Annotated in this window: 29 protein-coding genes; 21 read left to right on the top strand and 8 right to left on the bottom strand. The window is 54.8% G+C overall.

Annotation, left to right across the window (positions count from 1 at the left end; genetic code table 11):
* Positions 1 to 8 precede the first annotated feature (8 nt).
* Positions 9 to 254 carry a hypothetical protein gene (locus Pla100_RS30715; protein WP_197167866.1) on the top strand — a complete coding sequence of 82 codons (246 nt, stop codon included), beginning with the start codon at positions 9 to 11 and terminating at the stop codon, positions 252 to 254.
* Entirely contained in the window at positions 247 to 2526 is a 2280-nt protein-coding gene (locus tag Pla100_RS11840; RefSeq protein ID WP_197167865.1) for a recombinase family protein, read from the top strand. The genes Pla100_RS30715 and Pla100_RS11840 overlap by 8 nt, the downstream gene beginning before the upstream one ends.
* A gap of 224 nt (positions 2527 to 2750) precedes the next feature.
* On the opposite strand, the gene Pla100_RS11835 is transcribed toward Pla100_RS11840, so the two are convergent.
* Positions 2751 to 3026, bottom strand: a complete 276-nt coding sequence (locus Pla100_RS11835; RefSeq protein WP_146577896.1) for a helix-turn-helix domain-containing protein — start codon at positions 3024 to 3026, stop codon at positions 2751 to 2753.
* Positions 3027 to 3129: 103 nt separating this feature from the next.
* On the opposite strand from Pla100_RS11835, the gene Pla100_RS11830 reads away from it, so the two are divergent.
* The 15 genes from Pla100_RS11830 (at position 3130) to Pla100_RS30710 (ending at position 12147) form a co-directional block, all read left to right on the top strand.
* Positions 3130 to 3906: a hypothetical protein gene (locus Pla100_RS11830; RefSeq protein WP_146577895.1), complete on the top strand. Its 777-nt coding sequence runs from the start codon at positions 3130 to 3132 to the stop codon at positions 3904 to 3906.
* Between the two features lie 351 nt (positions 3907 to 4257).
* On the top strand, positions 4258 to 4809 hold the full coding sequence (locus Pla100_RS11825; RefSeq protein ID WP_231602979.1) for a hypothetical protein: 552 nt from the start codon (positions 4258 to 4260) through the stop codon (positions 4807 to 4809).
* Positions 4810 to 4970: 161 nt separating this feature from the next.
* Entirely contained in the window at positions 4971 to 5198 is a 228-nt protein-coding gene (locus Pla100_RS32290; protein ID WP_315853469.1) for a DUF1257 domain-containing protein, read from the top strand.
* Position 5199: 1 nt separating this feature from the next.
* Positions 5200 to 5394: a DUF2997 domain-containing protein gene (locus Pla100_RS11815; protein WP_146577892.1), complete on the top strand. Its 195-nt coding sequence runs from the start codon at positions 5200 to 5202 to the stop codon at positions 5392 to 5394.
* A gap of 113 nt (positions 5395 to 5507) precedes the next feature.
* Positions 5508 to 6008, top strand: coding sequence for an ATP-dependent endonuclease (locus tag Pla100_RS11810; protein WP_231602978.1), 501 nt, complete (start codon positions 5508 to 5510; stop codon positions 6006 to 6008).
* A gap of 26 nt (positions 6009 to 6034) precedes the next feature.
* Entirely contained in the window at positions 6035 to 7528 is a 1494-nt protein-coding gene (locus tag Pla100_RS11805; protein ID WP_146578133.1) for an AAA family ATPase, read from the top strand.
* A gap of 10 nt (positions 7529 to 7538) precedes the next feature.
* On the top strand, positions 7539 to 7721 hold the full coding sequence (locus tag Pla100_RS11800; RefSeq protein ID WP_146577891.1) for a hypothetical protein: 183 nt from the start codon (positions 7539 to 7541) through the stop codon (positions 7719 to 7721).
* 25 nt (positions 7722 to 7746) lie between these two features.
* Positions 7747 to 8691: a hypothetical protein gene (locus Pla100_RS11795; RefSeq protein WP_146577890.1), complete on the top strand. Its 945-nt coding sequence runs from the start codon at positions 7747 to 7749 to the stop codon at positions 8689 to 8691.
* Between the two features lie 41 nt (positions 8692 to 8732).
* Positions 8733 to 8945, top strand: a complete 213-nt coding sequence (locus Pla100_RS11790; protein WP_146578132.1) for a hypothetical protein — start codon at positions 8733 to 8735, stop codon at positions 8943 to 8945.
* 100 nt (positions 8946 to 9045) lie between these two features.
* Entirely contained in the window at positions 9046 to 9264 is a 219-nt protein-coding gene (locus Pla100_RS11785) for a hypothetical protein (protein ID WP_146577889.1), read from the top strand.
* Between the two features lie 125 nt (positions 9265 to 9389).
* On the top strand, positions 9390 to 9611 hold the full coding sequence (locus Pla100_RS11780; RefSeq protein WP_146577888.1) for a MoaD/ThiS family protein: 222 nt from the start codon (positions 9390 to 9392) through the stop codon (positions 9609 to 9611).
* Between the two features lie 82 nt (positions 9612 to 9693).
* The gene (locus Pla100_RS11775; protein ID WP_146577887.1) at positions 9694 to 10719 is read left to right on the top strand and encodes a hypothetical protein; all 1026 of its coding nucleotides are present in this window, start codon (positions 9694 to 9696) and stop codon (positions 10717 to 10719) included.
* Positions 10694 to 11281 (top strand): Mov34/MPN/PAD-1 family protein, encoded by a 588-nt coding sequence (locus tag Pla100_RS11770; protein ID WP_146578131.1) that lies wholly within the window; start codon positions 10694 to 10696, stop codon positions 11279 to 11281. The genes Pla100_RS11775 and Pla100_RS11770 overlap by 26 nt, the downstream gene beginning before the upstream one ends.
* Positions 11278 to 11943, top strand: coding sequence for a ThiF family adenylyltransferase (locus Pla100_RS11765; protein WP_231602977.1), 666 nt, complete (start codon positions 11278 to 11280; stop codon positions 11941 to 11943). The genes Pla100_RS11770 and Pla100_RS11765 overlap by 4 nt, the downstream gene beginning before the upstream one ends.
* A 66-nt stretch (positions 11944 to 12009) precedes the next feature.
* Positions 12010 to 12147, top strand: a complete 138-nt coding sequence (locus Pla100_RS30710; RefSeq protein ID WP_197167864.1) for a hypothetical protein — start codon at positions 12010 to 12012, stop codon at positions 12145 to 12147.
* A 285-nt stretch (positions 12148 to 12432) separates the two neighbouring features.
* On the opposite strand, the gene Pla100_RS11760 is transcribed toward Pla100_RS30710, so the two are convergent.
* The 4 genes from Pla100_RS11760 to Pla100_RS11745 all read right to left on the bottom strand — a co-directional run bounded on the left by Pla100_RS11760 (position 12433) and on the right by Pla100_RS11745 (position 18107).
* Positions 12433 to 13701 (bottom strand): PD-(D/E)XK nuclease domain-containing protein, encoded by a 1269-nt coding sequence (locus tag Pla100_RS11760; protein WP_146577886.1) that lies wholly within the window; start codon positions 13699 to 13701, stop codon positions 12433 to 12435.
* Positions 13701 to 15977: an argonaute/piwi family protein gene (locus Pla100_RS11755; RefSeq protein ID WP_146577885.1), complete on the bottom strand. Its 2277-nt coding sequence runs from the start codon at positions 15975 to 15977 to the stop codon at positions 13701 to 13703. The genes Pla100_RS11760 and Pla100_RS11755 overlap by 1 nt, the downstream gene beginning before the upstream one ends.
* A gap of 40 nt (positions 15978 to 16017) precedes the next feature.
* Positions 16018 to 16509, bottom strand: coding sequence for a hypothetical protein (locus Pla100_RS11750; RefSeq protein WP_146577884.1), 492 nt, complete (start codon positions 16507 to 16509; stop codon positions 16018 to 16020).
* Positions 16510 to 16787: 278 nt separating this feature from the next.
* Complete coding sequence (locus Pla100_RS11745) at positions 16788 to 18107, bottom strand: GIY-YIG nuclease family protein (protein WP_146577883.1); 1320 nt, start codon at positions 18105 to 18107, stop codon at positions 16788 to 16790.
* 110 nt (positions 18108 to 18217) lie between these two features.
* Between Pla100_RS11745 and Pla100_RS11740 the strand changes: the two genes are divergently transcribed.
* Positions 18218 to 19426, top strand: coding sequence for an AlbA family DNA-binding domain-containing protein (locus Pla100_RS11740; protein WP_146577882.1), 1209 nt, complete (start codon positions 18218 to 18220; stop codon positions 19424 to 19426).
* A gap of 32 nt (positions 19427 to 19458) precedes the next feature.
* On the opposite strand, the gene Pla100_RS11735 is transcribed toward Pla100_RS11740, so the two are convergent.
* The 3 genes from Pla100_RS11735 to Pla100_RS11725 are packed head-to-tail and all read right to left on the bottom strand — an operon-like array spanning position 19459 to position 21452.
* Entirely contained in the window at positions 19459 to 20334 is an 876-nt protein-coding gene (locus Pla100_RS11735) for a hypothetical protein (protein WP_146577881.1), read from the bottom strand.
* 18 nt (positions 20335 to 20352) lie between these two features.
* Positions 20353 to 21030, bottom strand: coding sequence for a class I SAM-dependent methyltransferase (locus tag Pla100_RS11730; RefSeq protein ID WP_146577880.1), 678 nt, complete (start codon positions 21028 to 21030; stop codon positions 20353 to 20355).
* A gap of 2 nt (positions 21031 to 21032) precedes the next feature.
* Complete coding sequence (locus tag Pla100_RS11725) at positions 21033 to 21452, bottom strand: hypothetical protein (protein ID WP_146577879.1); 420 nt, start codon at positions 21450 to 21452, stop codon at positions 21033 to 21035.
* Between the two features lie 181 nt (positions 21453 to 21633).
* Between Pla100_RS11725 and Pla100_RS11720 the strand changes: the two genes are divergently transcribed.
* From Pla100_RS11720 to Pla100_RS11710, 3 genes are read left to right on the top strand one after another with little or no spacing between them, the layout of a single operon-like run.
* A complete protein-coding gene (locus Pla100_RS11720) occupies positions 21634 to 22545 on the top strand; it encodes an anti-sigma factor family protein (RefSeq protein ID WP_231602976.1) in 912 nt (303 codons plus the stop codon).
* 9 nt (positions 22546 to 22554) lie between these two features.
* Positions 22555 to 24906 carry an efflux RND transporter periplasmic adaptor subunit gene (locus tag Pla100_RS11715; protein WP_146577878.1) on the top strand — a complete coding sequence of 784 codons (2352 nt, stop codon included), beginning with the start codon at positions 22555 to 22557 and terminating at the stop codon, positions 24904 to 24906.
* Positions 24907 to 24913: 7 nt separating this feature from the next.
* Positions 24914 to 25267: a four helix bundle protein gene (locus tag Pla100_RS11710; protein WP_146578128.1), complete on the top strand. Its 354-nt coding sequence runs from the start codon at positions 24914 to 24916 to the stop codon at positions 25265 to 25267.
* Positions 25268 to 25269 lie beyond the last annotated feature (2 nt).

The raw sequence follows: 25269 nt of genomic DNA, 5'->3' as shown, positions 1-25269 counted from the left end.
AGACACACATGGTCAGTGATAAACCCAACATCGTACAGGTGAATCTGCCCGAAGAGCGGCTGCCCGACCTTGCAGAGATGATTGCAACCGGTGAGGCGCCAGTCCCGAATGACTGGCCTCCCGACGTTCTCTCGCCCCTACTGGATCTGGTGCATGTTGCTCGGCATCGTCGCCTCGTGCATTTCATCGCTTGCGCGATTGCAAGCGACATCGACCGTGAGAAGCGGTCAAGTAAGGAGACTAACTATGGCTAATTATCGCCCCGATGATCGGAGCAAACCTTGGGATGTTGTGAGGTACCTGCGAATGAGCGGGGACCAGCAGAACAAGCGGAGCCCAGATCAACAGAACGACGTGATCGACGAACGCTTGCAACGAAGCAACCTTCCATGGGTTACCAACCAAACCTATCGAGACGAGGCAAAGACTGGTCGAATGCTTCGCAATCGGCCGGACTTCAACCGAATGCTTGCTGACGTGAAGAGCGGTATCATCCCGGCAAGGTATATCCTTGTGGACACTATTGAGAGGTTCGGCAGAAACGAGGATCTTGACGAGCTGCGGCGGCGACTGTTTCGCAAATACGGAATCAGCGTGCTTTGTGCGGATCAAGATTTTGCTGATCCCAATACTCAGAATGGCGAAGCCGCAGCGCTGCTGGAGAACTTTCGTGCGCGGGCCGATAGTCGCGTGAAGCGACACAACGTTATTCGAGGCAAGAGGGACAAAATTCGTTTGGGGTTCTGGCCAGGATCGAAGGCACCATTTGGATTTTCGCTCCACGTCGTAAGGACTGAACCGCGTGGCGATCGTCTCGTCAGGCACAGCCATCTGATCCACCATGAGGTTACTGCAGCGATCGCACGATCTGTTTTCATGAAGTCGGTGCGCAACCCATCAATGGGACAAGGCGCGCTTGCAATGTGGCTGAACGAACGTGCGGACATCTCGGACGAGTTCAAACCTTTTCACGCCGACACTGTTGGACGCTGGCTTTGCAGCCCGATCTATACCGGCGAACTGGTCTGGGCGGAATACTCGACTGACATCGTTGACGACATGCGAATTCTCGAACGGAATCCGGACGATGAAGTGATGCGGGTTCCAAACTTCTGCGAACCGATCATCGAGAAGGCAATCTTTGACCAGGTTGGACAGTTTCGCGAGGCACGTCGCACCAATCGCAGCATAACGGAGGCGGGTACTCGCCGCCAGGTTGGCATGACGTACAACTACATGTTGACCGGTTTGGTTCGCTGCGGCACATGCGGTGCTTCGATGGTTCCTAATGGATCGAGTGCTTATGTTACAGCCGCTGGTGAAGAACGCCGCTACGTGTCATACATTTGTGCAAAGTCCTACACGGGTCTCTGTACCAACAAGGCTCACGTGAAAGAGGATTGGCTTCGAGAAACCGTGATCGAGAAGCTCCGCGAGCGTTTGTTTCCAGTAGATTCCAATGAAGGCGAGCCACCTTGGATGACGGAGATCGTCGATCTGGTGAAGTCGGAGCTAGCACGAACGCATTCCGAGCGGGATGTTTCGCGTCCCGCGTTAGCTCGAGAGATGAGCCAACTTGAAGAGCAGACAGTTGGTTGGTCGGTATCGTTAGCGAACTCGGGGCTCGCGGCTCGGCTTCGGCAAAAGATCGAATCCGACTACGCATCCGCGTTGGACAGGATCGCCGAGATCCAGTCGTTGCTAAATCGTCAGGATTCGGAATTTCGACAAGTCTCAGAGATCGTGAATCCCAGCGAGGTCACGTCGCGTTTGAACCGCCTGTCCGACGTACTGTCCAAGGATTGTCCAACGCTTTGCAATCTGATGCTCTCGATGCATATCGAAAGTATTGTCGTGTCGGATGACGGTCAGATCGTCATGCGAACTTGCAAGTTGGGTTCGTGCCCAGAATCCATGCATTGGTGCGGCGAAAACGAGGCCGAGCGCGAAGCGATCACTTCCCCCAAAGATCGCCATTGCACGCAGCCGAGGCGCAGGGTCAGGATTGCCACCGAAGACTTAGCTTCCGGCAACGAGGACTCGCATCTTCGCGAGATTGCCGAACACGTCACCAATCCCGATCGCTTTGCAGGGATGCCGGATGACTGGTTTTGGACTGACAGGTTTCTCATTCCCGAAAAGTCTTGCTGGTCCAAGGACAATGCTTCTGCTGTCCTTAAACGTTACCTCGAATTGCAATCTAAAACTGGCAAAAAGCCGTCCTGCAATGCCTTGGCAAAAGAGTTTGGTAAATCGCGTCCGACGATTCTGCAAGCGTTGGATTACGCTCAGTGCGATCACGATGAGTCGACCACCAAACACCGCCGAGCGTCGACGGTGAAAATCAAAGGTAACGTGGAGGTCGAGCGAAGAATCGAGGAAATGCACGACGCAGGCGTTCTGGAGAAGGACATCGCCAGTGAGATTGGCACGTCACGCAGTTCGATCACTGCTGCATTAAAACGTCTATACGATCAGCGAGGTTTGCAAAAGCCTGACGGGCGCGCGACTCGGCATCAAGACTGATGCGTGGGTCGTCCGCTTGGCCGAATTTGGACCGGGTTCGCATTTGCGGACCCGGTCTTTTTTTAGCTATCAGAAGAACTGAAACCCGGCGTCTTGCTCGCATGTAAGCCTCTCGCATGGGTCGGTACACACGACCATGTACGCCTCGCCATGCGAGAGGCGTATAAAACGCAAAACAGCTAAATTAGCGGCGTTTTTGCGGCATATAAGGTAGTGGACCTAGCTTAACTGTCGGTCGCTGGGGGCTTCAACGCTGCCAGACGCTTCTCAAGCCTCCGAACGAAGGCAACCAGCGTCGTGTCGATCGCTTCGCAGACATCCAGCAGTTCGAGGATTTCTAGTCGACGCTCACCCGACTCGTATTTGCTGACGAACGACTGCGGCTTCTCCAAACGATCGGCCACATCGGCCTGACGCAGGTTCGCTTGCTCTCGGCATTCTCGCAAAAGTTCCAATAACGCCTGTTGGCGGTCGGTGTACAGGTTTTTTTCCACACGCATTCCCTCGAAAGCGGTGGAGGCTATATCCTGTTATGGAATATCCCATTTCAGGATACTCTTTTCGTCGCAAACCTCTTACCTTCACACTCCAAAGGAGCCAACAATGACTCAAAAGCGAAAAATCTGGATCGGTGTCGCCACGGTATCGGTGTTGCTGCTCTACTTCTTTGGCCTTTTGTGGCCCTTGGTACGTTTCATTCTGTCAGGTGCCGCAATAGTGGGTCTGGGAACCTCGGCGTTTCTCGCGTTTCGCTATTTCAAAGCGAGCCAGAGTGCTTCAAGTGACCCATCCGTTGAAAGGCCGCAGTCGCGACAAGCTTTGTCCGCAGGTTTTGCGACGGTGATGATCTTTCTGCTGCTGTCGTGTGTGCCCTCGGATCAACCGGTGGAACGGGATACACCACCCACTCGATCACTTGCTGAAACATCGGTGGAACCCACGCATTCCAAGCCTACGATCAGCGAAATCGACCCCGAGCCGGCGAAACCAACTCCTCAGCTTCCCAAAGTCATCGCAAAGGCGAAGGTCAAGTCAAATCCACCGACAGAATCACAAGCGAAAGTTCGTCCAACTCCGGAAAAGTACACGCCCAAACCCGCCACGCGAACACCGCAGGTGCAAACGAAGCCAAAAATTTCGGCCGACGAAGCCGACATGGCGGCGGCGAAACTTATGGGTGCGTTGATCGGTGCTGCGGCAGAGCAGCAGAGACGACAACAGGAGCAGGACCGCAACGATCCGCGTCTAAAGTACGCCGGAGAAGGCGGCAATGTGTGCATTCAGTGCGATGGCGCAAAGGTTTATTGTTTTGTCGATGCCAATGGTGTGCTTCAAGTCCAAACTTGCCCTCGCTGCCGCGGCACGGGAAACGCTTTCTAAAGGAACGATCTCCAGTAGCTAAATTCGGGGCAAAAACGTGGCATATTACTTGAGGGATATCTTAGCATTCCGCACGAATGGAGATGCACAGATCGACGCGTGCTTTCATCTAAATTGATGCTGTTTTTGCGGCATATAGTGTGAGGCGAATCCTAATAGTGCCTCTGTTGATTAGCCCTTCCACTCACTACAGAAAGGAGGTGGACATCAGTTACGTTTTCATTGTGGCTTTAAGCGTATCGCTGCTCGTCGCCGTGATCGCCTTGTCTCGGGAACGCAGACTGCGCCTCGGACTGCAAGCCATTCTCAATCGCATCCTCGAACATTGGAGATTGCATGGGAAGAACCAGCATGGCTCTTCTCGCGGCCATTCTCGTGCTCAACGCCAGCGGGTGTCGGGACAACGAGAACAAACGCCTCGCCGAGATGGCGGAAAGGAATCTTGATAGACAAGCTCAACAAGAAACTCGCAACACAGAGTTGCAGCACCAAGTGGCTGAGGGAACGAAACGCTTGGTCGAAGCTGATGCCAGCGCTCGCGAAACCATCGTCGAAATCCATCGCGATGTTCAGGCGGAACGGCAAGGACTCGGGGCACAACGGGATCGTATGGAGGACGAACGCCGTCAGATTGCGGAGACTCGAAACCGTGAATCCATCATTGCCGAGTCGATAAAGGCCATTGGATTGTTGATCGCATGCTTGGTCCCGCTTCTCATCGCATTGCAGATTTTGCGACGTAGCGATACGCCGGATGAATCCGCAGCGGTGGCTGAGCTTCTTCTAAGTGACATGGTCGCTGATCGACCGACGATTGTTCGCATTATCGACGCGCCGCCGAAATCTTTCGGTGATGGAGCTAGTCGAATTACCGACCGCAGAGATGCTGACCAATTCACCTAACAAACTCAAAACAAAGGAGACATCCAATTTCGCACATTGTAGAAATTCAAGCGGAAATTCGTGACGCAGACGCATTGCGGTTAGCCTGTCGTCGGAACGAACTCGCTGGTCCAGTTCAAGGCACGGCAAAGCTGTTCAGCTCAGAGGCGACGGGCTACCTCGTGCAACTTCCCAGATGGCGATACCCCGTCGTCTGCGATACCGATTCCGGAAGTGTCGTCTATGACAACTATGAAGGCCACTGGGGCGACCAATCTCACCTCGACAAATTGCTGCAGTCGTACGCGACTGAGAAATGCAAATTGGAGGCACGACGCCAGGGCCACACCGTCACCGAGCAAACGCTTAGTGACGGCTCGATCAAGCTAACCGTCTGCGTAGGAGAGTGACTTGAAAACCATCGAAATCACGATTGCTGCGGATGGCAAAAGTAAAGTCGAAACGAAAGGCTTCGCAGGAACGTCATGTCGCGACGCCAGTCGATTTCTCGAAGCGTCACTTGGAACGCGGAAAACCGAAACGCTAACCGGCGAATTCTACGCCACCAATTCACAAACTCAGCAGGAGAACAAATCGACAACATAGAAGACTCAGTACGGCTACTGTTCGTAGTTGAGGGAACCAACGACATTGAGTTCTTACGCCGCATCTCAGTGATGCTTCACGCGGAAAACAGTCGGCTCCCGAATCTTGCGGAGATGGAACGGCACGGAGAGCTGATCTTCGTGCCGTTCGGCGGCGGTCATGTGCGAGCTTGGGCAGAACGTCTTGCTCCGCTGGCTCGTCCAGAATTCCATCTTTACGACCACGAGCTGCCACCGGAGACTGAACTTCGGCAACAGGCCGCCGCTGCTGTGAATCAGCGTTCGCAATGTCAGGCTGTTCTCACCAAGAAGCGGTGTCTCGAAAACTACTTGCATTCGGATGCCATCTTTGCCGCTGGCGACATTCATGTCCAGTTCGACGACTTTGATTGCGTGGCCGAACTGACGGCTCGTGAGTTGTATCGCCAGCGTCCTGGTGAGATCGCTTGGCAATTGCAGGCTCGTCGTTCGCAAAGCCGCATGGCGAATCGTGCGAAACGATGGCTGAATACGAAAGCCGTTGAACAGATGACGCCAGCGATGCTCGCTGAGCAGGACAGCGATGGTGAAATCACTTCTTGGATGCTAGCGATCAACGAGTTGCTTGAATCTTAATCCACCACACAAACATAGGAATGAGTATGAAACTATCCGATCGCTTACTGGAACTGGTCCGAGCGGTTTTTACCGGCATTTGGGTCGAGTCCCATGAGCATGACGACGCTTTACTTGAAATCAGCAAACTGTGCCACGAGCAAGATTGGCGACTCGCCACCTGGGACATTGACCAGGGACTGCGTGTTCGCGGCAGCACCACCGTGGACGATGGCGGCGCAGCGGACCCTTTGGCTGCGATTCGTGCGATGAAATCGCTCGGCACTGGAGACACGGCGTCGCTGATTGTGCTCTCCAACTTTCATCGCTTCTTGGGCTCGACCGAGGTCATGCAGGCTCTGGCGAGACAGATCGTTGACGGCAAGTCCAACCGGACGATCTTCATCATCTTGTCCCCGATCGTGCAAATCCCGACAGAACTTGAAAAGCTGTTCATCGTGATCGACCATCCGTTACCGACACGCGAACAGTTGAAAGAGATCGCCGAGGGGATGGCGACCGAAGAAGGCGAACTCCCCAGCGCCGACCGTCTCGAATTGGTACTCGATGCGGCAATGGGACTGACGCGATTGGAAGCGGAGAATGCATTCGGACTCAGCCTTGTGCGTGACTCAGTGATCCAACCCGAGTCGGTCTGGGAATTGAAGTCGAGCATGCTCAAAAAGTCTGGACTGCTTCAGCTATACAAGAGTGACGGGGACTTCTCGTCACTTGGCGGACTCGACAGCTTGAAAGCGTTTTGCAAACGATCACTGCTCCAACACGGACGTGATAATCCGCTCAAGCGACCTCGCGGCGTCTTGCTGCTGGGAGTTCCGGGAACGGGGAAGTCGGCGTTTGCGAAAGCGCTCGGAAAGGAGTCTGGGCGTCCGACGTTGATTCTTGACATTGGTGCATTGATGGGAAGCCTGGTTGGCCAGACTGAGCAGAACGTTCGTCGCGCGCTTTGTATCGCCGATGCGATGGCACCCTGCATCTTGTTCATCGACGAAATTGAGAAGGCGCTGAGCGGATCGGCGGGATCGGGTCAAAATGACTCGGGCGTGTCGAGTCGAATGCTCGGTACGCTGCTTTCATGGATGAACGACCACACGACAAACGTCTATTTGATCGCAACGTGCAATGACATCTCGCGGATGCCGCCGGAGTTGTCGCGTGCCGAACGGTTCGACGGGATCGTGTTTCTTGACTTGCCCCAGCGCGAGCAAAAGGATCGCATTTGGGATCAGTACGTCGCGATGTTTGATCTTGATACGAATCAGAAGCGGCCCGACGACTCGAACTACACCGGCGCAGAAATCCGCGCGTGCTGCCGTTTAGCGGCATTGCTTGATGTTCCACTTTCGCAAGCGGGACTTAACGTCGTTCCGGTTGCCGTGACGGCGTCGGAATCTGTCGATCAGCTTCGCAAGTGGGCCAGTGGGCGATGCTTAGATGCCGAGAAATCAGGCATCTACCAGCACCAAGCTCAGCCCCCATCACGAAGGCGAGTCTCGCGTGCCAAACCCTCATCGAATTGATGAAGTTGAAATGCCATCGCGAGATGAACTCGCGACGATCCGAGCGGCACTGCGTTTCTGGAAAGATGAAATGGCGTCGGCCAGCGAGTCAACGACCCGTCACTATTTTGATGTGTCGCCCGCTCCATCGCTGACCCCCTTCGAGATCGAAGCACTGATTCAGAGGCTTCGATCTGATGCCTTTGACGAATAACACCCAACCAGCCCAAGGAAAATCTATGAGCACCATGCTCGATGAACCTGTTACCACCAACCAAGCGTCGCACGGGACGCGATTGCAAGCGGAGACAACCGCCGTGCGGCTGCACATTCGCTGGCCGGGCACTCGCAAAAGTCTCAGCCGCGATCAGAAACAGCAAGCCGCCGGAGCGTTTGACGCCGACAGTCGAACGCTCTCCGCGGCCAAGCGACTTTTCGACACATCGCACCCCTCGTTCCGCGCCGTATCGGCTATCAAGACGAAGGCCGGTGCGTTGTGGAAAGGAATGACATTGCCGTACATCGAACCGGGCATCCGATTGCTGCGCCGAGGCGACGTTTCTGAGTTCGATGATCGCATGATTGTCATTCGTGCTGAACTTGTCGATGCGGTCGAAGAGCTCGATCGCTGCTTCGCAGAACTCGTCGATCAAGCTCGAACGCAACTTGGACACTTGTTTGATGCGGCAGACTACCCGGTCTCGGTTGCGGACCAGTTTGCAGTGTCGTGGGACTTTCCTTCGGTCACGCCACCCGCGTACCTGAGAACGGTCAACCCAGAATTGTACGAACAAGAGTGCCAACGGGTGAAAGCTCAGTTTGCAGAGGCCGTTGAGCTGGCCGAGCAAACCTTCGCCGAAGAACTCTCGCAGTTGGTCGGTCATTTGGCCGAACGCTTGTCAGGTTCGGTCGATGGGAAGCCCAAGGTCTTTCGGGATTCTGCCATAGCCAACCTGTCCGAATTCTTTTCACGCTTTCAGCATCTCAACATTGGCAGCAACGAAGAACTCGAAAAACTTGTTGAAAGCGCTCGGCAGGTGATCAGCGGTGTCGACCCACAAGACTTACGCGACCGTTCGACGCTGCGAGACCGTGTCGCTCGTTCGTTGACTGAAGTCGAAATGAGCCTCGAAGAGCTGATGACGGACCGTCCACGTCGTAACATCATTCGAGGCCCTCGGTGAATTCCATCGAATTGGTCGTAACGACAAACGGGGAGACTCGAATGGTTTTCGATGATCGACTTGATCTTCGTTCGGTCGGTGGAATTTCCATTCAGCGCGGCTCGCATGTTGAGCCAACGCTTTCCGGACAATGGACCGCCGATCTCTATCCCGTCGGCGGCCCCGTTCTTGGACCGTTCGACAAACGTATCGAAGCTCTGGCAGCGGAAGTTGCCTGGCTTCAGCAGAATTGGTTGATTCCAAACTTGGAATAGCCGTTCCATCACAACTGTTTTTCCCGAAGCCCCGTTCGCGCGACGCAAGTCAGACGAACGGGGCTTTTTCGTTTCCACTCTTCCGTAAGGAACAATTTCGATGAACCAGAATGACCTCAACCGTGCCGTAGCAGCAGCTACCGGCGAATCCATTTCCGCGATCAAACGCCTCGGCTTCATGATCGCACATCCTTCGGAACCAATCGACGATCCGACCGATCCTTTGCTCGGTGGGCGCGTCATCGACTGGGACGACTTCGACCTCTTTCGCGAGGAACTCGATGAAGGCCGCTTCGACCCCGAAGCCGCATACTGCTAACGCGATGAAACTTCATCGCTGCAAGCAACCGACCGTAGCGAGTCGCCGCTTGCCCACTCGTGGGCAGCGGCGACTTCGCTTTCCCAAACGCAAAACCACTTCCCCGAAACCCAAGAGAACCAAACATGAAGGTACTGCTCATTTCCAATGACGCTGGCGGCTACGCCCACCACGTCGAAGCCCCTGAAAACACCACCGTCCAACAAATGTTTGAGCGACATGTCGGAACGTTTCACGCCGACAGCTACTTGATCCGCGTCAATCGGCAACCTGCCGCTGCTGACCAAGTGCTGCGGGATGGCGACCGCGTCTCGTTCACGCCGCTCAAGATCGAAGGCGCGGCCTGATTTGAATCTTCATTGCCCAGTCGGGATGGTTGGTTTGCAAGTAGCTGACTAACCCGACTGGGCTTCTTTTGGAGCTAACACAATGAAGAACAAAATCAAGCAAGACTACCGGGCGGCAGTGGATATCCTGCATGCACTTCAAGGTATCCCTGCCCCCAAACCACTGACTTCACTGGACGATTCGTTCGATCAGTGTCGTCGCTGGCGGCGACGGCTTGCACTAGCCACCGCCAAGAATTGGACTGCGGCTGCGAAAGATTCTTCCGATCAACTGCGTGGCGCACTCGACATTCTGCGCATGCGATCAACTCACGCGATCGACGATCTGAATCGCCTCACCAAGCCACGTCTCGAACCGACGGCAACTTCCGTTTTTCGAGACATCGAAGCGCTTCGCGGCGAGTTCGAGGAAGTGTCGATCGACCGTGCAAACCAGCGAATCACGGTTCAAACATCGTGCATTTCGCTGGAATATGTCGAACTCGGATGTTTCGAGATCTGTTTGAACTGGAAGTTCATCAAGGACTCGTCACCCTACGACGTCCTCGCGGTCGATCCGAATTACCCATCGTCCAACGACAGCGTCACGCACCCGCATGTGCAAGGCGACTCGCTATGCGAAGGCGAGGGTGTGGACGCGATCCGGCGCGCCCTCGACGAGGGCCGTATCTACGACTTCTTCTGCATCGTCGATCAAGTGCTGCGTAACTACAACTCTGGTTCAGCTTACGTGCAAATCGAAGATTGGAACGGAGTCAGTTGCAAAGCGTGCGGCGACAACGTCGATGAAGACGAAGTCGTTGGCTGCTGTAAATGCGAAACCGAGCTGTGCCTGGATTGCAGTACCTGCTGCGAATCTTGCGTGGATCGGTTTTGCAGTGAGTGCATCTCGTCCTGCCAGTGCTGTGGCGACGATGTCTGTCAAATGTGCCTGAAGTCGTGTGACGACTGCGGCGATTCTTTTTGTAAAACCTGTCTCTTTGAAGGAACCTGCGATGATTGCATCACCAAGCAAAACGAAGCGATTGAAGACGAAGAAGCAACGAGCGAACCACCGCAGCCTGCGGTTCACCCCGTACGCGATGGCAAAGTTGCTGTACCTGCGTGATGTCGGCCCCACCGAAGTCGGCGGATTCGGTATCTCCAACACTGACGATCTGTTGCTCGTCGAGGACATTCAACTCGTCGAACAAGTCTGCACGGTTGTTTCCGTCGAGTTCGATGACGATAGCGTCGCCGATTTCTTCGACCAACAAGTCGACGCCGGGCGGCAGCCGGAACAGTTCGCGAGAATCTGGATTCACACGCATCCAGGAGCGTCGCCGTCCCCGAGCGGCACTGACGAAGAAACGTTCAAGCGTTGCTTCGGAGGCGTCGACTGGGCTGTAATGCACATCATCGCCGAAGAAGGCAACACCTACACCCGAGCACGTTTCAACGTCGGCCCCGGCACGGAGCGACGTTTGCGTTCGCGTGTTCAGTTTTCGCAAGAGTTCCCGGCCTCCGACCACGAAGAGTGGTACATCGAGTACTGCGACAACGTGACGGTCTACGATCCGTTCGCTTCGAGTCGGCTGTTGACCGACGCTTATTACGAGTCGGATTGGTGGGAGCAAGCACCATCAGCGGCTGATCTTTGGAGTGAGAGACTGCTGGAGGCAGGCAGGTGAATGCCGTCGAAAACCGCTTCGAGCGTCAGAGCCAATTGGTCCCGATGGACCGATTGGCTGAAGTCACTGCGACTGTGATCGGCGTGGGTGCGGTCGGACGTCAAGTCGCGATTCAACTCGCGGCCATCGGAACACCGCGAATCCAACTGATCGACTTCGATACCGTTGATTTGTCGAACACGACAACCCAAGGCTATCGAAAGCACGAGATTGAGTGGGCAAAGCCGTTTGCTTGTTCGCAGGCAATCAGTGAAATCGACCCGTCAATCGAAGTCATTCGAGTGGAGGATCGCTTTCGTCCGCGCCAGGAAATCGGCAATGCAGTCTTCTGTTGCGTCGATTCCATCGCCGCAAGATCCGCGATTTGGAAATCGGTCAAAGGTCGCTCGGGGTTTTGGGCGGACGGACGAATGTTGGGCGAAGTGCTGCGAGTTCTCGCCGTCACCGACGGTGCGTCGTCAACACACTACGCCTCTACTCTATTCGCTTCGTCCGAAGCCCAGCAAGGAACCTGCACGTCACGCAGCACGATCTATGCCGCCAGCATCGCTGCGGCTCTGATGGTTCACCAGTTCACTCGCTGGCTCCGCGACATCCCAACCGACGCCGACACCAGCGTCAATCTGTTGTCCGGCGAATGGACCGTCCACGACACTCCGTAACGAAACGCACAGGGCACGAGCTTTCACCAAGGCATCCCGCCCCACTCGTTATCGTCAGGAGTAACAATGGACGCTCTCGCAGGATGGATCATCATCGGCACCGTCGCCTGGTGGTTCTACAAAACCGGCAAACGCACCGGCAGCCGCAAAGGCTACAACGTCGGCCGCAGCCGCAGTAAACGCAGTAACCATCACCGCCGCTAACCACCGGAACGTCGCGACCGCCCTTCGGGGCGGTCACGGCGTTCCCTTTTTTTTAGCTACCAGAGAATCGCATGTCCAATCAGTCATTAGCTCAAGCCTTTCAACTCGTTTGGATAGCGCGAGATTGATGTCGTCGCTGGAGCGGTTCGAGGCAATAGAAGTGGCTCCCAAACTCGCCAAGTAACGATCCGAACTGATACATGCATTGACTTTGCTACTACCGTAGTGAGATACAAGAATTACTGTCGGTCAGCTTGAACTACAACGCTTCCGCAATTTCTCCAGCTACTTGCCTTTCGGTGAGACGATCACGATTACCTCAAAGTCATCGTCAGGGGCCGATAGGTCGTTTTCGATTGACGCGGGATTCTTCAATCTCAACTCGGGGTCGTAGACGAAACAAATCAAGTGTTTGCAGTTTGTGTCTTGCCGGTAGTATTCCTTGTCAACGATCAATTGATCCGCGATCTTGCGTTGGGTTAGGGAATGTCCCGTGTGCTTCACTTCGATCGCAATCTCAAAGTCTGGAAGAACAAAGTCGATCCGATTTTGATTATCGGCGTATGACGGAGTCCAGACTTCATCGCGTACATCGTTGAAAAACAGTCGCAGAATTGCATGCAGGGAGTCTTGGACGTCGTATTCGTCGTTCATGACGACGGTCGGGCGGGATTGCTTGTCCTTCTTTCCTCTAACCTTTACGTCTTTCCGTCGCCGCAGAAGCTGCCGTGCGAACAGCGGGAAGTTTTCGCTGATTCGCTTGACCAGTTCGATAGCATCCTTTGTCGTTGAGGGCACGATCGTCGTTTCGTCGAGACGTGATCGGAGTCTGCGCTGAACAGATACTTCCAAGCTGGCCAATGTCACCGACGCATTTGGAAGATCACGGATCGCTATGCCTCGCGTCGCGATTTGTGTGAGCAGCACGTCCTCCAAGGCTAGCATCAGATCGGGATCTACCGATGAGCGAAGCTCCGGCCTCGAAACGATCCAATAGATTAAAGCAGCAACATTGATCGGGAGATTGCTATCGCCAATGTTTGGTCGTGATGTCGTGGACTTGCCCAACGTAGATTCTGCGAGCCAGTACATCCATGACGAAGTTGTGTCTGTACATCCTCGCTCACGGCACTGCCGAACAACGTCCGCGAAGTCTGAACGAAGACGGTCGTCTTGGCCAATCAAAGCATTCACACCAACGGCAAGCCCCAAAACTTCGACGGGACGGTAGGTGAACGACTGCCGATCAATTGGGAACAAGTCGCGAGTCAGATTTGCTGCAAGCGATGTCTTCCAGTCGCCGTGCATCGCTTGTCCATAGTCGCCACTGAGCGAGACGAGGTAGCCGAAGCATGCAAGTTCCTGAGGGTGTTTTAACCCAGCCCCGGCAGGCCATTCTGGGAGTGGGTTCATGGCTGCATTGTTCAGACGGCTCGTCTGTCCAACAAATAGTGAAAAGCCAGCGTCGGGATCGGGTAAGACCGTGTTCGCCTCGATGTAACGGCGTAGATCGTCCGCCACCTTGGCAAAACTCTGAACCAGTGGTTCGTCCATCACAGAAACCACTTGCTGTTGCGGAGTTTGGTATTGAGGACCGCTGGCGACCAATCGTCCACGGACTTGAGACGGCCCAGCAAGTCAGCGATGAGTGACGAGTAAAGAATCGTGACCGGCTTCTCCGACGGCAGCGTTGATCGCCACGACAGCGTCGTGAAGTTCAGCACCTGCTCAGAAAGGTAGGAAAGGTCGCGGTAAGTCGATTGCTTGTGCAGGTGGATCAATAGGGGCCTGGGCAACGCAAGGTTTGCACGCTTGACCATGTGAGGACCGATTGACGTGACGAGCCGTGTGTATCGTCCAACCTGAACGGTCATTCCTCGGCGAGGAACGTAGATTCCTTTCGTCTGGTTCTTCTTCGTTATTCCTCGCTGGGCCATATCCAGCAACGTGAACGAATGGGCCAGCGAGACATTCAAGAAAGCGAATTCAATCGTCTGTTCGCTGCCGACTTCCTTGACGCTGGATGCGATGATGTCCGCGATCTCAACATTCTTCAGCGGTTTGAACGCATGGAAAACAATTCTCACTGTTTGTCCAGGCAGCCAGTTGTTTCGTTGCTTGACTTCGCGAAGGACAGCGATCGTCGATTCGCGAAGCACGTCGGGGTAGTCTTCGTACCTGCACTCTTTGGACAGATTTGAGAGAAGATAGTTGCCGTCGCCACGGAATACCGTGGTGATTCCGATGTGACGCTGTCGTTTCTCGAAGCGGCTGCCGGACAGTTCAGCATTTCCAATTCCCACCACCAGTTCATCGTCAACCGTTTCGCCGTGATCGACCGTCCAAGGAACTCCGCCCATTTTTGCGTACAGTGCGGTGGCAACATTTCTGAATGTGTGCTGCAGCGAATACTCGTTCGCGGTTAGCGTCGAGACCCTGGCTTCTTGCACGGGGATTCCATGCGAGAGCAGGATTGACTTGGCAACCAGATACGGGTTGTGCGAGTCGGGGAGATTGGCGTGTTCATCCAGCAGAATGTTAAACGCAGCATCGAAATCGTCATCACGAGCCAACTTGTCTTCGATTGCTTTTCGATATGCCTTGCCAACATCCGATCGCTGGACGCCGTCCAATTTGACAGAGAGCGGGAAAAAGGGTGCGCTCGAAAGATGGAAAGTATCGAGAAACCCGTCGTACATGCTCGACTGGCTCGACCCGAACCCGTCGCGAAACTTCTTCAAAGCTTGGCTGACCTTTCCGGATGCCGAATCGGGTGTAACAAGCAAAATGCGCGGAGACCGTGTGGGAAAACTTCCACGATCAAACGGCCCGAATCTAGCTAAACCGTCCCAAGCGTATGGATGTAGTTTCGTTCGAGACCGGTCGAAGCAGTATTTGCTTTGCGGCAGTTCGACAGTCGTTTTGTACCCCGGCTGATTGGTTAGCTGAACTCGCTGTCCGACCGACACCTCCACACCGCCATGCAATTGAATCGGGCTCTTCTTCGCAAGAAATCCTTGCATTTTGCGAAGCTCACCGTCAAAACCAAGACCGCCACACAACTTCCCATACTCATTGTCCACTGAGTGCATAAAACTGGTGTACCGATTGCCAAGCAGACGCCGGAGACTTGTCGCGAAGACCTCCTTCGATCCCTCGATTCGGACTTGCGATGCAGCGATCTTGTCCTGGCCGTCGTACGCATCCTGGAGTAGAGCGTTGTCTCCTTCCATTCGGTCGAAAGTCCCGACCAAGCTTCGTTGTCCTGGCTCACGATTCCTGCGAATCAGATGCATTCCCCGGACTGGAATGTTCTCTTCGATCAACTCCCCCACGCTGGCGTTGCAGATCCAGCGAGTGGTCAGATTGAGTGCAAGCATCAGTTCCAACTCGCCTGGCCGGAACTCGACCACTTTCGCTTCTAGTTCATACTTTGGTCGGATCTCAAACTTAGAAAGCAGACTGGGCTTTGATTCCAAATTCTCTGCAGCCAACGCGACAAGATCGACATTGCGAGCCAAAAAGGTAAACGGGCGATCGCGTACTGGATCGTACGCATCAAAGACGCCACGCATCGCCTGATTGAGCATGGCTTTTACAAAACGCAGCCCGAGGTGGTCCGAGAGCACCAAGAGTTCCGTCTCACCAAGCCCGCCCGACGGGTTCGGGTTCTTTGCAAGGGAATAGAGGTGCCCTTCGTGATACATCGTAAACCAATCGTCCCCGAGCGAACGTCGCGTTTCCTTGACGTCCGTCGGTGCGATCCTCGACTTCAGTACCGTCAACGACCCGCCGACAATCTCGATTGAAAATCCGTTCAGTTGCAGCATCAGTGTCTCGTGTGGTTTTGATCTTCGTTGCGTCGTCTAGCTATTTAGTCAACTTCGCGACCGCTTCGATCGCTTTTTCGAGTTCTGGAACCAGCGATTCTTTCGATTTAACAATCGCTTCGCGCAACGCTCCGATGTGCGGAACGGCGTCGATGCGCTCTTCGATGCTGCAGTCGACCAGTGGCTTCCAGTCAATCGACTCGCCGGGCCAGCTGTAGTGCTCGTGATCTTTCGCATAACAAAGCCGCCAACCACCCTTAAGCTTGATCATGCCGACGTACCAGTTGATCTCACCAATGCAATTCCGTTGATCATCTTCCATTCCTTCGGAACGGTAGGCGTGCATGGCGTCGCAAGCCAGCCGCATTGCTTTGAACTGATTTTCCTGATCCTCAATCACCGCTTTCAACTGCTCCAACCGGGCAGTCAGGGCTTCATTAAGTTCTTCGTTGCGCTCATCAATGGTCATTTCAGGTTTCTCCGGCATTTGGAAGGCTCCGACATAGAAGCCGTTGATGCGATTAAATGGCATGAGACATCTCCGACGCCTGCAATTGAACGCGGGCGCAGAAAGTGTGGGCCTTGGGGACACAAGAGAACCGTTCCCTCGTCGCCATCAGGCAAACTCGTAATCAAACGAACTGCATACGGGCTATCGACCCGGCGAGCAGAAAAACCGCCATCACAGCGGCGTGGGGATGGCGTCAACCAACGTCCACATTGAAAGATTCACGCATGCTGATAACTTCGTCAATCCCCTTTCTCTAAGTTTTTTTCCGTCGGAAAACAATGATTGCTTCATGGTCATGGCTACCGCGAAGCCTCATCAAACAATTCGGCGACTTCATCGGCCGTCGTCCAGTACCACTCTTTGCCAGGCGATCCTTCAACCCGACCGCCTCGTTTTTTGAGCGCTTTGTGGATCTTGCCTTCAATTGCTCGGCCGTTGTCACATCGGCCGATGAATTGAATGTGTGCGTCGTGTGCGATCGCCGATGGGAACTGGGACGCGACGCGTCGCACGGCTCCGTCGAGACCGCTCGTGTATCCAATCTTCATCGGGTAGTGGCGATGTTCGCCAGCGGCTGACTGTTCGACGGCTGCGAGATAGGTGTAGGCGTAGACCTCGTCCAAGCCATGGCCAACTATCCTGCAATCGGTTTCTTTGAAGAAAGGAAGGTCGAGCATCCACTTCGCCCCCGCGTCGGGGTTTGCATCAAATGGGGTATCACGGAAGCTCTCGACGGTTTTGCTGGAAAGTTCATCGGCGAGTTCTTCGCGGATGAAGTCGATCCAGTAGATGTCGATGTCTAAGCTGAAGCCGGAGTCGCACTCGACCGTTACTTGAAGGCTTGTCCGACCGGGTTTAATTGAAAAGCCAGTCTCGGGAACCGTCCATCCGAGTTGGCCTTTGAACAAAGACGAATCGACGCGTCGCAGATCCTCACGCAGGATGATCCGTTCTCGGCATGGCTGCGTTCCGGTTCCGCCGGCGCGAAGATGCTTCTTCATCTCGTAAGCCCACTTTCCCTGCCGCTTCGGCGAAACGTGCTCGTGCTCGATCTCGTAGCCCGGAAACGGATCGCTCGGCAAATCGTTTAGCGATATTGAAACCGACACCGAATCAGGCGGCGACATTGGAACGAATCTAGGCGTTGGGCTTTCCTCGATGATCTGGAAAGCGTCCATGACTACGGCAATCTGGCTGTCGTACCAGACTTCGTGATCGTTTTCAGGTCCGACCAGAACAAGTTGGCTGCGTTCAGCCATCGCTCGGTGTACTTCTCGCCACACGAAGGGGCCATTGCTAGTCGACAGCACAGCGAGAAGCTGCACCGGCTCGACCAGTCCAGTCGGGTCGGCAGAGAAACGTGTCCGCAGGTGTCCAATCGCCGGTTCCTCGTCCGACGTGAAGGACGGAAAGTGAATTCCGAATCGAAAGCAAAGCGGATAAGTCGCTGCAGGGTCGATGGTTGCCCGACGTGTGTAGCGACCAAATGAGTACACGGCAATTTCATGTTTGCCGTCGCCAGCGAAGCGGCACGTCGACGGGTCGACCAAGAATTCATCCTGCTGGTCAATGCCGTAGGTCGGCCACTTCGTTCTGATTGTCTCCCAGTTCGGATCCATTATTTTGCCTCGCCTCGTTCTTCGCCAATCGTATGTCAAATGCTATTCTGTCTTAGGATAAGGCTACCGACAACGAGCCCAGCTAGGTTGAACCCAGGAACAAAAGAACAATGATTCCGAAACGCATTGACGCAATTTCTGGTGACGATTTGCGAACAATCGTTTCCGAAGGAGTGAAGGAGGGACGGACGCTTGAATTTAAAGAATCGTTGCCAGGACGCGGGGACTCTGATCGCAAGGAGTTTCTCGCTGATATAACTTCATTCGCCAACACATCCGGTGGCGATATCGTGTACGGGATGAGTGGTGAACGTGATGCAGATGGAAATACCACTGGCGCAGCGTCAGAATTCACCGGGCTAAAGGGGATCTCGACAGACGCCGAAACGCTGCGGCTAAAAGAGATGGTGCTTCACGGCGTCGCACCTAGAATCGTCGGTCTAGACGTCGTCGAGATCGAGGGCGGTGATGAAGGCCCAGCGATACTCGTCCGCATCCCAGATAGCTTTCAGAAACCACACATGGTGACTTTTAAGGGAAGTTCACGATTTCACGGACGGACGAGCGCTGGAAAGCACCAACTCGATGTCGGCGAGATCCGAACGGCTTTCGTCCAGTCGGCAAAACTACCGGAGATGCTTCGAGCTTTCGTTCTTGAACGGCTGACGAAACTGCTTGACGACGCTGCCTCGATTTCATTGATCGACGGCCCGATCGCTGCAGTTCATTTCGTCCCGATTTCAGCGATGCTCGATTCGCACAAAATTGATCCGCGTGACATCGAGCACCCCCAATCGCTGAACTTCGCTCCGTTTGGAAAAGACGGACTGGAGCGAATTAACCTAGACGGCTACGCGAAGTATACGGCGACCAACGAAGCTGATCGAGCACGAATCTACGGGCAATTGTTCCGAAACGGTGCTGTTGAATTTGTTTCATCATCCGTCCACGTTAAAAATAACGGCGAATCGAGTAATTTTTCCGCGACGCACCTATGCAATGACCTGCTAACCACGCTCATAAAGTTGCGGAATCTCTACCATCATCTCGACGTCGATCCGCCCTATGTCATCTTCGTATCGCTCTTGAATATTGCACCTTGTCAGATTCACCTACCGGAACGGTTCCGACATTTCATCGACACGGTCACAATCAAAACGAACCAAATCACATTCTCTGAACAGCTGATTGACGAACCGATCCCCGATGACCGTTCGCTTCTCGCAAACATACTTCGCCCATTATTTGATGAAATGTGGCAGGCGTTTGGCGTAAAACAATGCATGGACTTCACACAAGAAGGCGAGTGGCCCTCTTAAGTTTTCGGTGATCCGGTCTCGGGCGTTCAACATCAAAATGCCGGCGGTGTGATGCCCTGGGCTTTCAGGGCGGCGAGGTATTTGTCTGGATCGGCGACTAGCTTTTTGGCGCAGCCGGGGCAGCAGATGTAGACGGCTTTTCCGTTGACGTTGACTTTACCTGGGACGCCCATGCCACCCAGCGGTTCGTCCATCACGGGACAGGTTTTCTGTGCGGCGATTGCAGCAGCATCGGCAAGCGTGGATTTGAAAACGCCCTCGCGGACTTGTTCACCTTTGGCGGTGTAGTACTTGGTGAGGTACTGGTCGGGTGAGGCTTCGACTTTCTTTGTGCAGCCCGCACAGCAGACGAAAAGTGACTTATCACCGATCGTGATCTTGGGTGGCTTGCCCATCGAGCCGAGCGGTTGACCGCTGACGGGACAGGTGGCTTGCAGGCTAATGAGGAGTTCGTCGGAGAGTTTGCCGCTGGCGAGTTTGCCCATCGCGTGAAAAGTCAATGGATCCGTGCCGATGTTGGTGATCTCGACATTCATGTGCAACGTTTGGTCAACGACTTTGGAAAGGTCGACGCCGACTCCAATCGCGAGATTCTTGAGCGTTTTGAGTTGGTAGGTGTATTCCTTCTCGCTGTCACCGACTCGCAGTTTCAGTGTTCCTGAGGCATCCGGCGGTGCGATGGGTTGATCGTTCTGGCCAGGGATCATGAACATGATGCCTTTCTCGGCGATCACCGTTTCAACGCGACGGTCGCCGACGGTTTGCAGAGTGCCGCCGTGCGGGCCAGTGGTTGCTGGGGCGGCGTGCTGTTCGTGGTTGTGCGTTGCATGGTGCGACGCGGCGTCTTGGGCAACTGTAAATGGCGTGGTCGCCAAGAGCGAGATTGCGGCAATGAACGAAAGTCTCATGGGATGCTCCGTTGGGAATTAGCTTTGGTGTTGATAGACGTGGAAGATGGCCGATCCGTATTCGTAAACATGTGTCTTCTTCAAGAGTTCGTCGTCCTCCAGCAACTCGGGAAAGCGAAACTCGTCGATGATCAGCCACAGGTCTCGTGGATGATCATTGAGCGATTGTCGGATCATTGCCAGGAAGCTTTTGGTGACCGCGTGATCAAAGGGCGAATACAAAAAGAAGACGGTTTCGCTGCCCTTCATCTCGTAATCGAGGATGTTGGTGCAGACGACTTTGATCGAGCTTGCAGTGGGCGTGCCTTCTTGGAAGGTCGCGACGTTCCGCTTGGCGATCTCGCACAACGCTTGCGAGATTTCCAAGCCGACGACTTGGTCGAAACCGTGTTCGGCGGCGAGCAGTAGAACCCGCCCCTTGCCGCATCCGACGTCGACACAGACGCCCTCTAGTGGCAGATTTAGCTTGGCCATGATCTTGCGAAAGTATCGAGCCCGCGTCGGCTTGTATTTGTCGGCGTGCTGTTTGTCTTCGTCGCTGATGTCCAAGTCCCTGATCGCGACTTCGGATCGCGTGTCGAGTCGGTGTCGACGATCGAAAGCGTAGTCATCGACGACGCTCAAGACGCTTTGCAGCGAGTTGGATGGACCTTTGGTGAAGGCACGTTTCATGAACTCTGTGGCGGCCATCAACATGCTTACTTCACTTTCGCTAGGTACTTCTGGGGTTCGGCGAGCAACTTGTCTTTGCAGCCGTCGCAGCAGATCCACACCGATTTGCCGTTCACGTCGACCTTCTCGGGGGCTCCCATCGTGCCGAGCATCTCGTCGCTGACGGGGCACATGTGCTGGGCCATCGCGGACTTGTAGTCTTCCTGAGAAAGCTCTTTCAGGCCCGGCATCATCTTTGCCATTGGCGAATCGGAATCGGCGGTGGCGTGGTCGCCGTGATCGTGTTCGGCGTGGTCGCCATGGTCATGGTCGGTGTGGTCCTCGGCCGTATCGCTGGCGGGATTCGCTGGTGGCGTCATTGGATCGGACTCGGGCGTGGTGCAGCCGTAAATGCCGAGCAGGAGCATGCCGCTGAGCAGGATCGGCAGGAATTTTGTGAGTCGCATAGGGTTTTGCCTTCGCGGATTGGGAGGGCGGTTTGATGGATGAACGTGGGTTTGGATGCGTGGGAGGTAGATTTCTTCACGATTGGCGAAAAGAATTCGGCTATTTCGTTTAGATGCGTGAAGAAGCAAGCACTTCGGGCATCCAAACGGACATCACCAGAAGCATCCAGCGGAGAATGCAATGCCTATGTCATCCAGCGATTGCAATACAGTTCGTTCTCATCTGTCGGCTTACCACGACGGTGAGTTGTCGGCTGGACAGGCGGCAACGGTCGCGAAGCACATCGAATCGTGCGAGTCCTGTGCGGCGGAGCTGGATGCGTTTGAAGCAATCGGGTCGGCTTTCGCTCAAACGCAAATGCCAGCGAAGCCTTCTGATTTGTGGCAGCGGATCGAACGCGAACTGCCAACGACCGCGGAACCGGTGACGTTGTCAAAGCGGTTTGGTGTTTGGGTTCGCGAGTCGCCCTACGGAGCGGGGCTGGTGTCGATGGCAGCGTCCGTCTTGGTGCTGTTGGGGGCGGGGCTTTGGTACGGCAACAATGGCGACATGGCGGGCGGTGGAGCGATGGCGATGCACGGCAGCGACGGGCATTCGCACGATGATGAAATGTCAGCCAAGCACATGGCCGAGTTCGCTGGTGTGATGACCGACTATTTGCAGATCTTGCCCAGCGATCCGGACGCAGCGGAACAAATGCTGCTGTCGAAGTACAACGGCGAAACCGTCGACTCGGATGGTGCCGTCAAGTTGGTCGGTTACCGTCCGATTATCTCGGGTGGATTGCCAGAGGGCTATTCGCTCGCGTCGACCAGCGTCTTGAAGATGCCGTGTTGCACGTGCGTGAAAGCGGTTTGCAAACGCAGTGACGGATCGACCTTGGTGTTGTTTGAGCACGACGACGAAGAGACCGCGTGGTTCGGCGATCGTCCCTCCACCATGGCGATGTGCGGCGACAAGGATTGCTGCCTCGTCGATCTTGCTTCCAGCATCGCGGCGACCTGGAAGCAAGGCACGCGAAGTGTGACCGCCGTCGGCGTTCGCGACCAAGAGGAAGTGACGACGCTAGTGAATTGGTTGGATAAGTCTTAGAGAAATCTCATGAACGAACTGATCAAACGACACCGCGGAAAACTCTGGATTGCACAAGCGGTAGCGTTTGTGCTGTTCGGTGTGTTCGTTGCCACGTGGTTTGGTGGCGGGGAATCAGGCGAGTCGAAAGTCTCTGCGACTCCCGCTACTGGAGAGGTTCAATCCAAACCTTCGATTTGGACGTGCAGCATGCACCCTCAGATTCGTCGAGATGGTCCGGGCAGTTGTCCGATCTGCGGGATGGACTTGGTGCCCGTCAGGGAGTCGGCCGACGGAGTCCGCACGGTTTCGATCAGTTCAGAAATCAAGAGTCTGATGAACGTGCAAGTCAGTCCCGTGCGTCGGCGGTACGTGACGGCTGAAGTTCGCATGGTCGGCAAAGTCGACTACGACGAAACTCGCCTCGCACACATCACCGCTTGGGTGCCTGGTCGCTTGGAACGCATGTTCGTCGACTTCACTGGCGTCGAAGTCAACAAGGGCGATCACATGGTGCAAATCTACAGCGAGTCACTTTACACGGCTCAAGAAGAATTGCTTGCCGTGACGAAGCGTGATCGACCGCTGAGCACGTCACGGTTCATCGAGCCGATTGATCTTGCCGAGTCCGCTCGCGAGAAATTGCGTTTGCTCGGTCTGACGCCGGAGCAAATTCAAACGATCGAACAGCGCGGCAAGTCATCCGAAACCGTGACGATCTATTCGCCGGTCGGCGGTGTGGTAGTTGCGAAGAACAAGCAAGAAGGCGACCGCGTTCAAACGGGCGACCGCATCTACACCGTCGCCGACTTGAACATCTTATGGGTTCAGATGGATGCTTACGAATCCGACCTAGCTTGGTTGCGGTACGGGCAAGACGTCGAATTCACGACCGAAGCGTATCCCGGCGAAGTGTTCCGTGGCCGAATCGCGTTCATTGACCCAGTGCTGAACGAAGACACGCGAACGGTGAAGGTGCGGGTTAACGTGCCGAACGACGATGGTCGCTTGAAACCGGAGATGTTCGTGCGAGCGATCGTGCAGAGCAACATCGCGGCGGGCGGTCGGGTGCTCAACGCTTCGTTGGCTGGGAAGTGGATCAGCCCGATGCACCCGGAGATCATCAAAGATCAGCCAGGCGATTGTGACATCTGCGGCATGCCTTTGGTGCGAGCCGAGTCGCTCGGGTACGTCACCGCCGAGCCGACGAACGCCGCGAAGCCGTTAATCGTACCGGTGAAGGCAGTGTTGCTGACCGGAACGCGAGCCATCGTTTACGTCCAAGTTCCCGATGCTGAGAAGCCGACTTACGAGGGACGCGAGATCGTGATCGGTCCGCGAGCAGGAGACTTCTATCTCGTGAAGTCCGGACTCAAGGAAGCCGACTTGGTGGTGACCAACGGCAACTTCAAGCTCGACAGTGCGTTGCAGATTTCAGCGAAGCCTTCGATGATGACGCCGCAAGGTGGCGGTGGTGGTGGACACAATCACGGTGGCATGGAAATGCCGAAGGCAGACGAAGGCGTGACGATGGACGCGAGTCCGATGGAGTTGGTGCCAGCGGTACGTGATGCGATGCTCGGCATTGTTAAGCAATACAAAACGATTCAGGAAAAGGTCGAGGCGGCGAACCTCGCAGAGATTCGTGCCGGCTACGACGAACTGGGTAAAGCTGTCGAGGCGGTGCCGGCGGACTTGATCGGTCCTCAGATGCGACCGCAGTGGTTCGAGGTCGCGATGTTGCTTCGCAATGACGTCACCGAAGGCCGCGAGGTCAATTCTATGCGTGAAGCCGATCGTGTATTCACGTTGACTCGCCAGCACGTCGATCAGATGAAGGCTCAGTTTCCGTTGCCGATGTCGCATGACGAAATGCAGATGCCGGCCATGGCAAACATGGACGCTCCGCCGGAGGTGACAGAACAACTCAGCGGCTTCGTCGCTCCCTACTTGGCACTCAGCCAAGCACTCGCGGCCGACGATCTGGATGCGGCGAAGCAAGCCGTCGATCCGTTTCATCAACGTTTGGCTTCATTGCTGCCGATCGTTTCTGAATCCAAAGCGGTCGAAATGTGGAGCAAAGAGAAACGCGACTTGTCCGAGATCGTTGCAAGATTGCAGAAGGCGAATGATCTCGTTGCCTTGCGGAGCGGATTCGCGTTGCTGTCCGAACAAATGTTGAGTCTGGAGCGAATGTTCAAACTCCCGACCGACGAAACCCTTTACGAGCTTCATTGTCCGATGGCCTTCGAGGGTCGCGGTGCGTCGTGGCTTCAATCCGATGACGCGGTTCGCAATCCGTACTACGGCGCTTCGATGCTGAAGTGTGCAGATCGAGTGGAGAGTTTAGGGTCGAGTGTTGAGAGTAAAACCGATAGGTAATTTGAGTATGTTTGGATTTGAGAAACTTGATGTTTGGCAGAAGTCGGTCGATTTGGCGGATGAGGTTTATCGACTAACTCGTGAGTTCCCCGACTACGAGAAGTTTGGTTTGGCAAATCAGATGCGACGGGCCGCTGTGTCGATCTCATCGAACATCGCGGAGGGTAGTGGTCGCGAATCCAAGAAAGATTTCGCTCGGTTTCTTCAGATTGCCTACGGATCTGTCATGGAGGTCGTGTCGCAACTTCATATCGCTCAGCGTCAAGAGTTCATTCCGAAAGAAGATGCACGGAAGCTGTATCAGGATTGCGAAGAAATCGCACGAATGATTAGCGGCCTGAAACGCAGTCTGGGCGTCTAAGC

This window comes from Neorhodopirellula pilleata, from assembly GCF_007859915.1.
GTDB lineage: Bacteria > Planctomycetota > Planctomycetia > Pirellulales > Pirellulaceae > Rhodopirellula > Rhodopirellula pilleata.
This window is presented reverse-complemented; position numbering and strand designations above follow the sequence as displayed.

Bases quoted from the DNA above. Each gene is read 5' to 3' on its own strand.
- Pla100_RS11735 (WP_146577881.1), bottom strand. From the start codon at position 20,334: ATGAGACTTTCGTTCATTGCCGCAATCTCGCTCTTGGCGACCACGCCA.
- Pla100_RS11750 (WP_146577884.1), bottom strand. From the start codon at position 16,509: ATGCCATTTAATCGCATCAACGGCTTCTATGTCGGAGCCTTCCAAATG.
- Pla100_RS11795 (WP_146577890.1), top strand. From the start codon at position 7,747: ATGAGCACCATGCTCGATGAACCTGTTACCACCAACCAAGCGTCGCAC.
- Pla100_RS11715 (WP_146577878.1), top strand. From the start codon at position 22,555: ATGAACGAACTGATCAAACGACACCGCGGAAAACTCTGGATTGCACAA.
- Pla100_RS11830 (WP_146577895.1), top strand. From the start codon at position 3,130: ATGACTCAAAAGCGAAAAATCTGGATCGGTGTCGCCACGGTATCGGTG.
- Pla100_RS11740 (WP_146577882.1), top strand. From the start codon at position 18,218: ATGATTCCGAAACGCATTGACGCAATTTCTGGTGACGATTTGCGAACA.
- Pla100_RS11785 (WP_146577889.1), top strand. From the start codon at position 9,046: ATGAACCAGAATGACCTCAACCGTGCCGTAGCAGCAGCTACCGGCGAA.
- Pla100_RS11810 (WP_231602978.1), top strand. From the start codon at position 5,508: ATGGAACGGCACGGAGAGCTGATCTTCGTGCCGTTCGGCGGCGGTCAT.
- Pla100_RS11755 (WP_146577885.1), bottom strand. From the start codon at position 15,977: ATGCTGCAACTGAACGGATTTTCAATCGAGATTGTCGGCGGGTCGTTG.
- Pla100_RS11710 (WP_146578128.1), top strand. From the start codon at position 24,914: ATGTTTGGATTTGAGAAACTTGATGTTTGGCAGAAGTCGGTCGATTTG.
- Pla100_RS11775 (WP_146577887.1), top strand. From the start codon at position 9,694: ATGAAGAACAAAATCAAGCAAGACTACCGGGCGGCAGTGGATATCCTG.
- Pla100_RS11825 (WP_231602979.1), top strand. From the start codon at position 4,258: ATGGCTCTTCTCGCGGCCATTCTCGTGCTCAACGCCAGCGGGTGTCGG.
- Pla100_RS11805 (WP_146578133.1), top strand. From the start codon at position 6,035: ATGAAACTATCCGATCGCTTACTGGAACTGGTCCGAGCGGTTTTTACC.
- Pla100_RS30715 (WP_197167866.1), top strand. From the start codon at position 9: ATGGTCAGTGATAAACCCAACATCGTACAGGTGAATCTGCCCGAAGAG.
- Pla100_RS11780 (WP_146577888.1), top strand. From the start codon at position 9,390: ATGAAGGTACTGCTCATTTCCAATGACGCTGGCGGCTACGCCCACCAC.
- Pla100_RS30710 (WP_197167864.1), top strand. From the start codon at position 12,010: ATGGACGCTCTCGCAGGATGGATCATCATCGGCACCGTCGCCTGGTGG.
- Pla100_RS11770 (WP_146578131.1), top strand. From the start codon at position 10,694: ATGGCAAAGTTGCTGTACCTGCGTGATGTCGGCCCCACCGAAGTCGGC.
- Pla100_RS11730 (WP_146577880.1), bottom strand. From the start codon at position 21,030: ATGTTGATGGCCGCCACAGAGTTCATGAAACGTGCCTTCACCAAAGGT.
- Pla100_RS11725 (WP_146577879.1), bottom strand. From the start codon at position 21,452: ATGCGACTCACAAAATTCCTGCCGATCCTGCTCAGCGGCATGCTCCTG.
- Pla100_RS11745 (WP_146577883.1), bottom strand. From the start codon at position 18,107: ATGGATCCGAACTGGGAGACAATCAGAACGAAGTGGCCGACCTACGGC.
- Pla100_RS11720 (WP_231602976.1), top strand. From the start codon at position 21,634: ATGCCTATGTCATCCAGCGATTGCAATACAGTTCGTTCTCATCTGTCG.
- Pla100_RS11790 (WP_146578132.1), top strand. From the start codon at position 8,733: ATGGTTTTCGATGATCGACTTGATCTTCGTTCGGTCGGTGGAATTTCC.
- Pla100_RS11760 (WP_146577886.1), bottom strand. From the start codon at position 13,701: ATGGACGAACCACTGGTTCAGAGTTTTGCCAAGGTGGCGGACGATCTA.
- Pla100_RS11835 (WP_146577896.1), bottom strand. From the start codon at position 3,026: ATGCGTGTGGAAAAAAACCTGTACACCGACCGCCAACAGGCGTTATTG.
- Pla100_RS11840 (WP_197167865.1), top strand. From the start codon at position 247: ATGGCTAATTATCGCCCCGATGATCGGAGCAAACCTTGGGATGTTGTG.
- Pla100_RS11800 (WP_146577891.1), top strand. From the start codon at position 7,539: ATGCCATCGCGAGATGAACTCGCGACGATCCGAGCGGCACTGCGTTTC.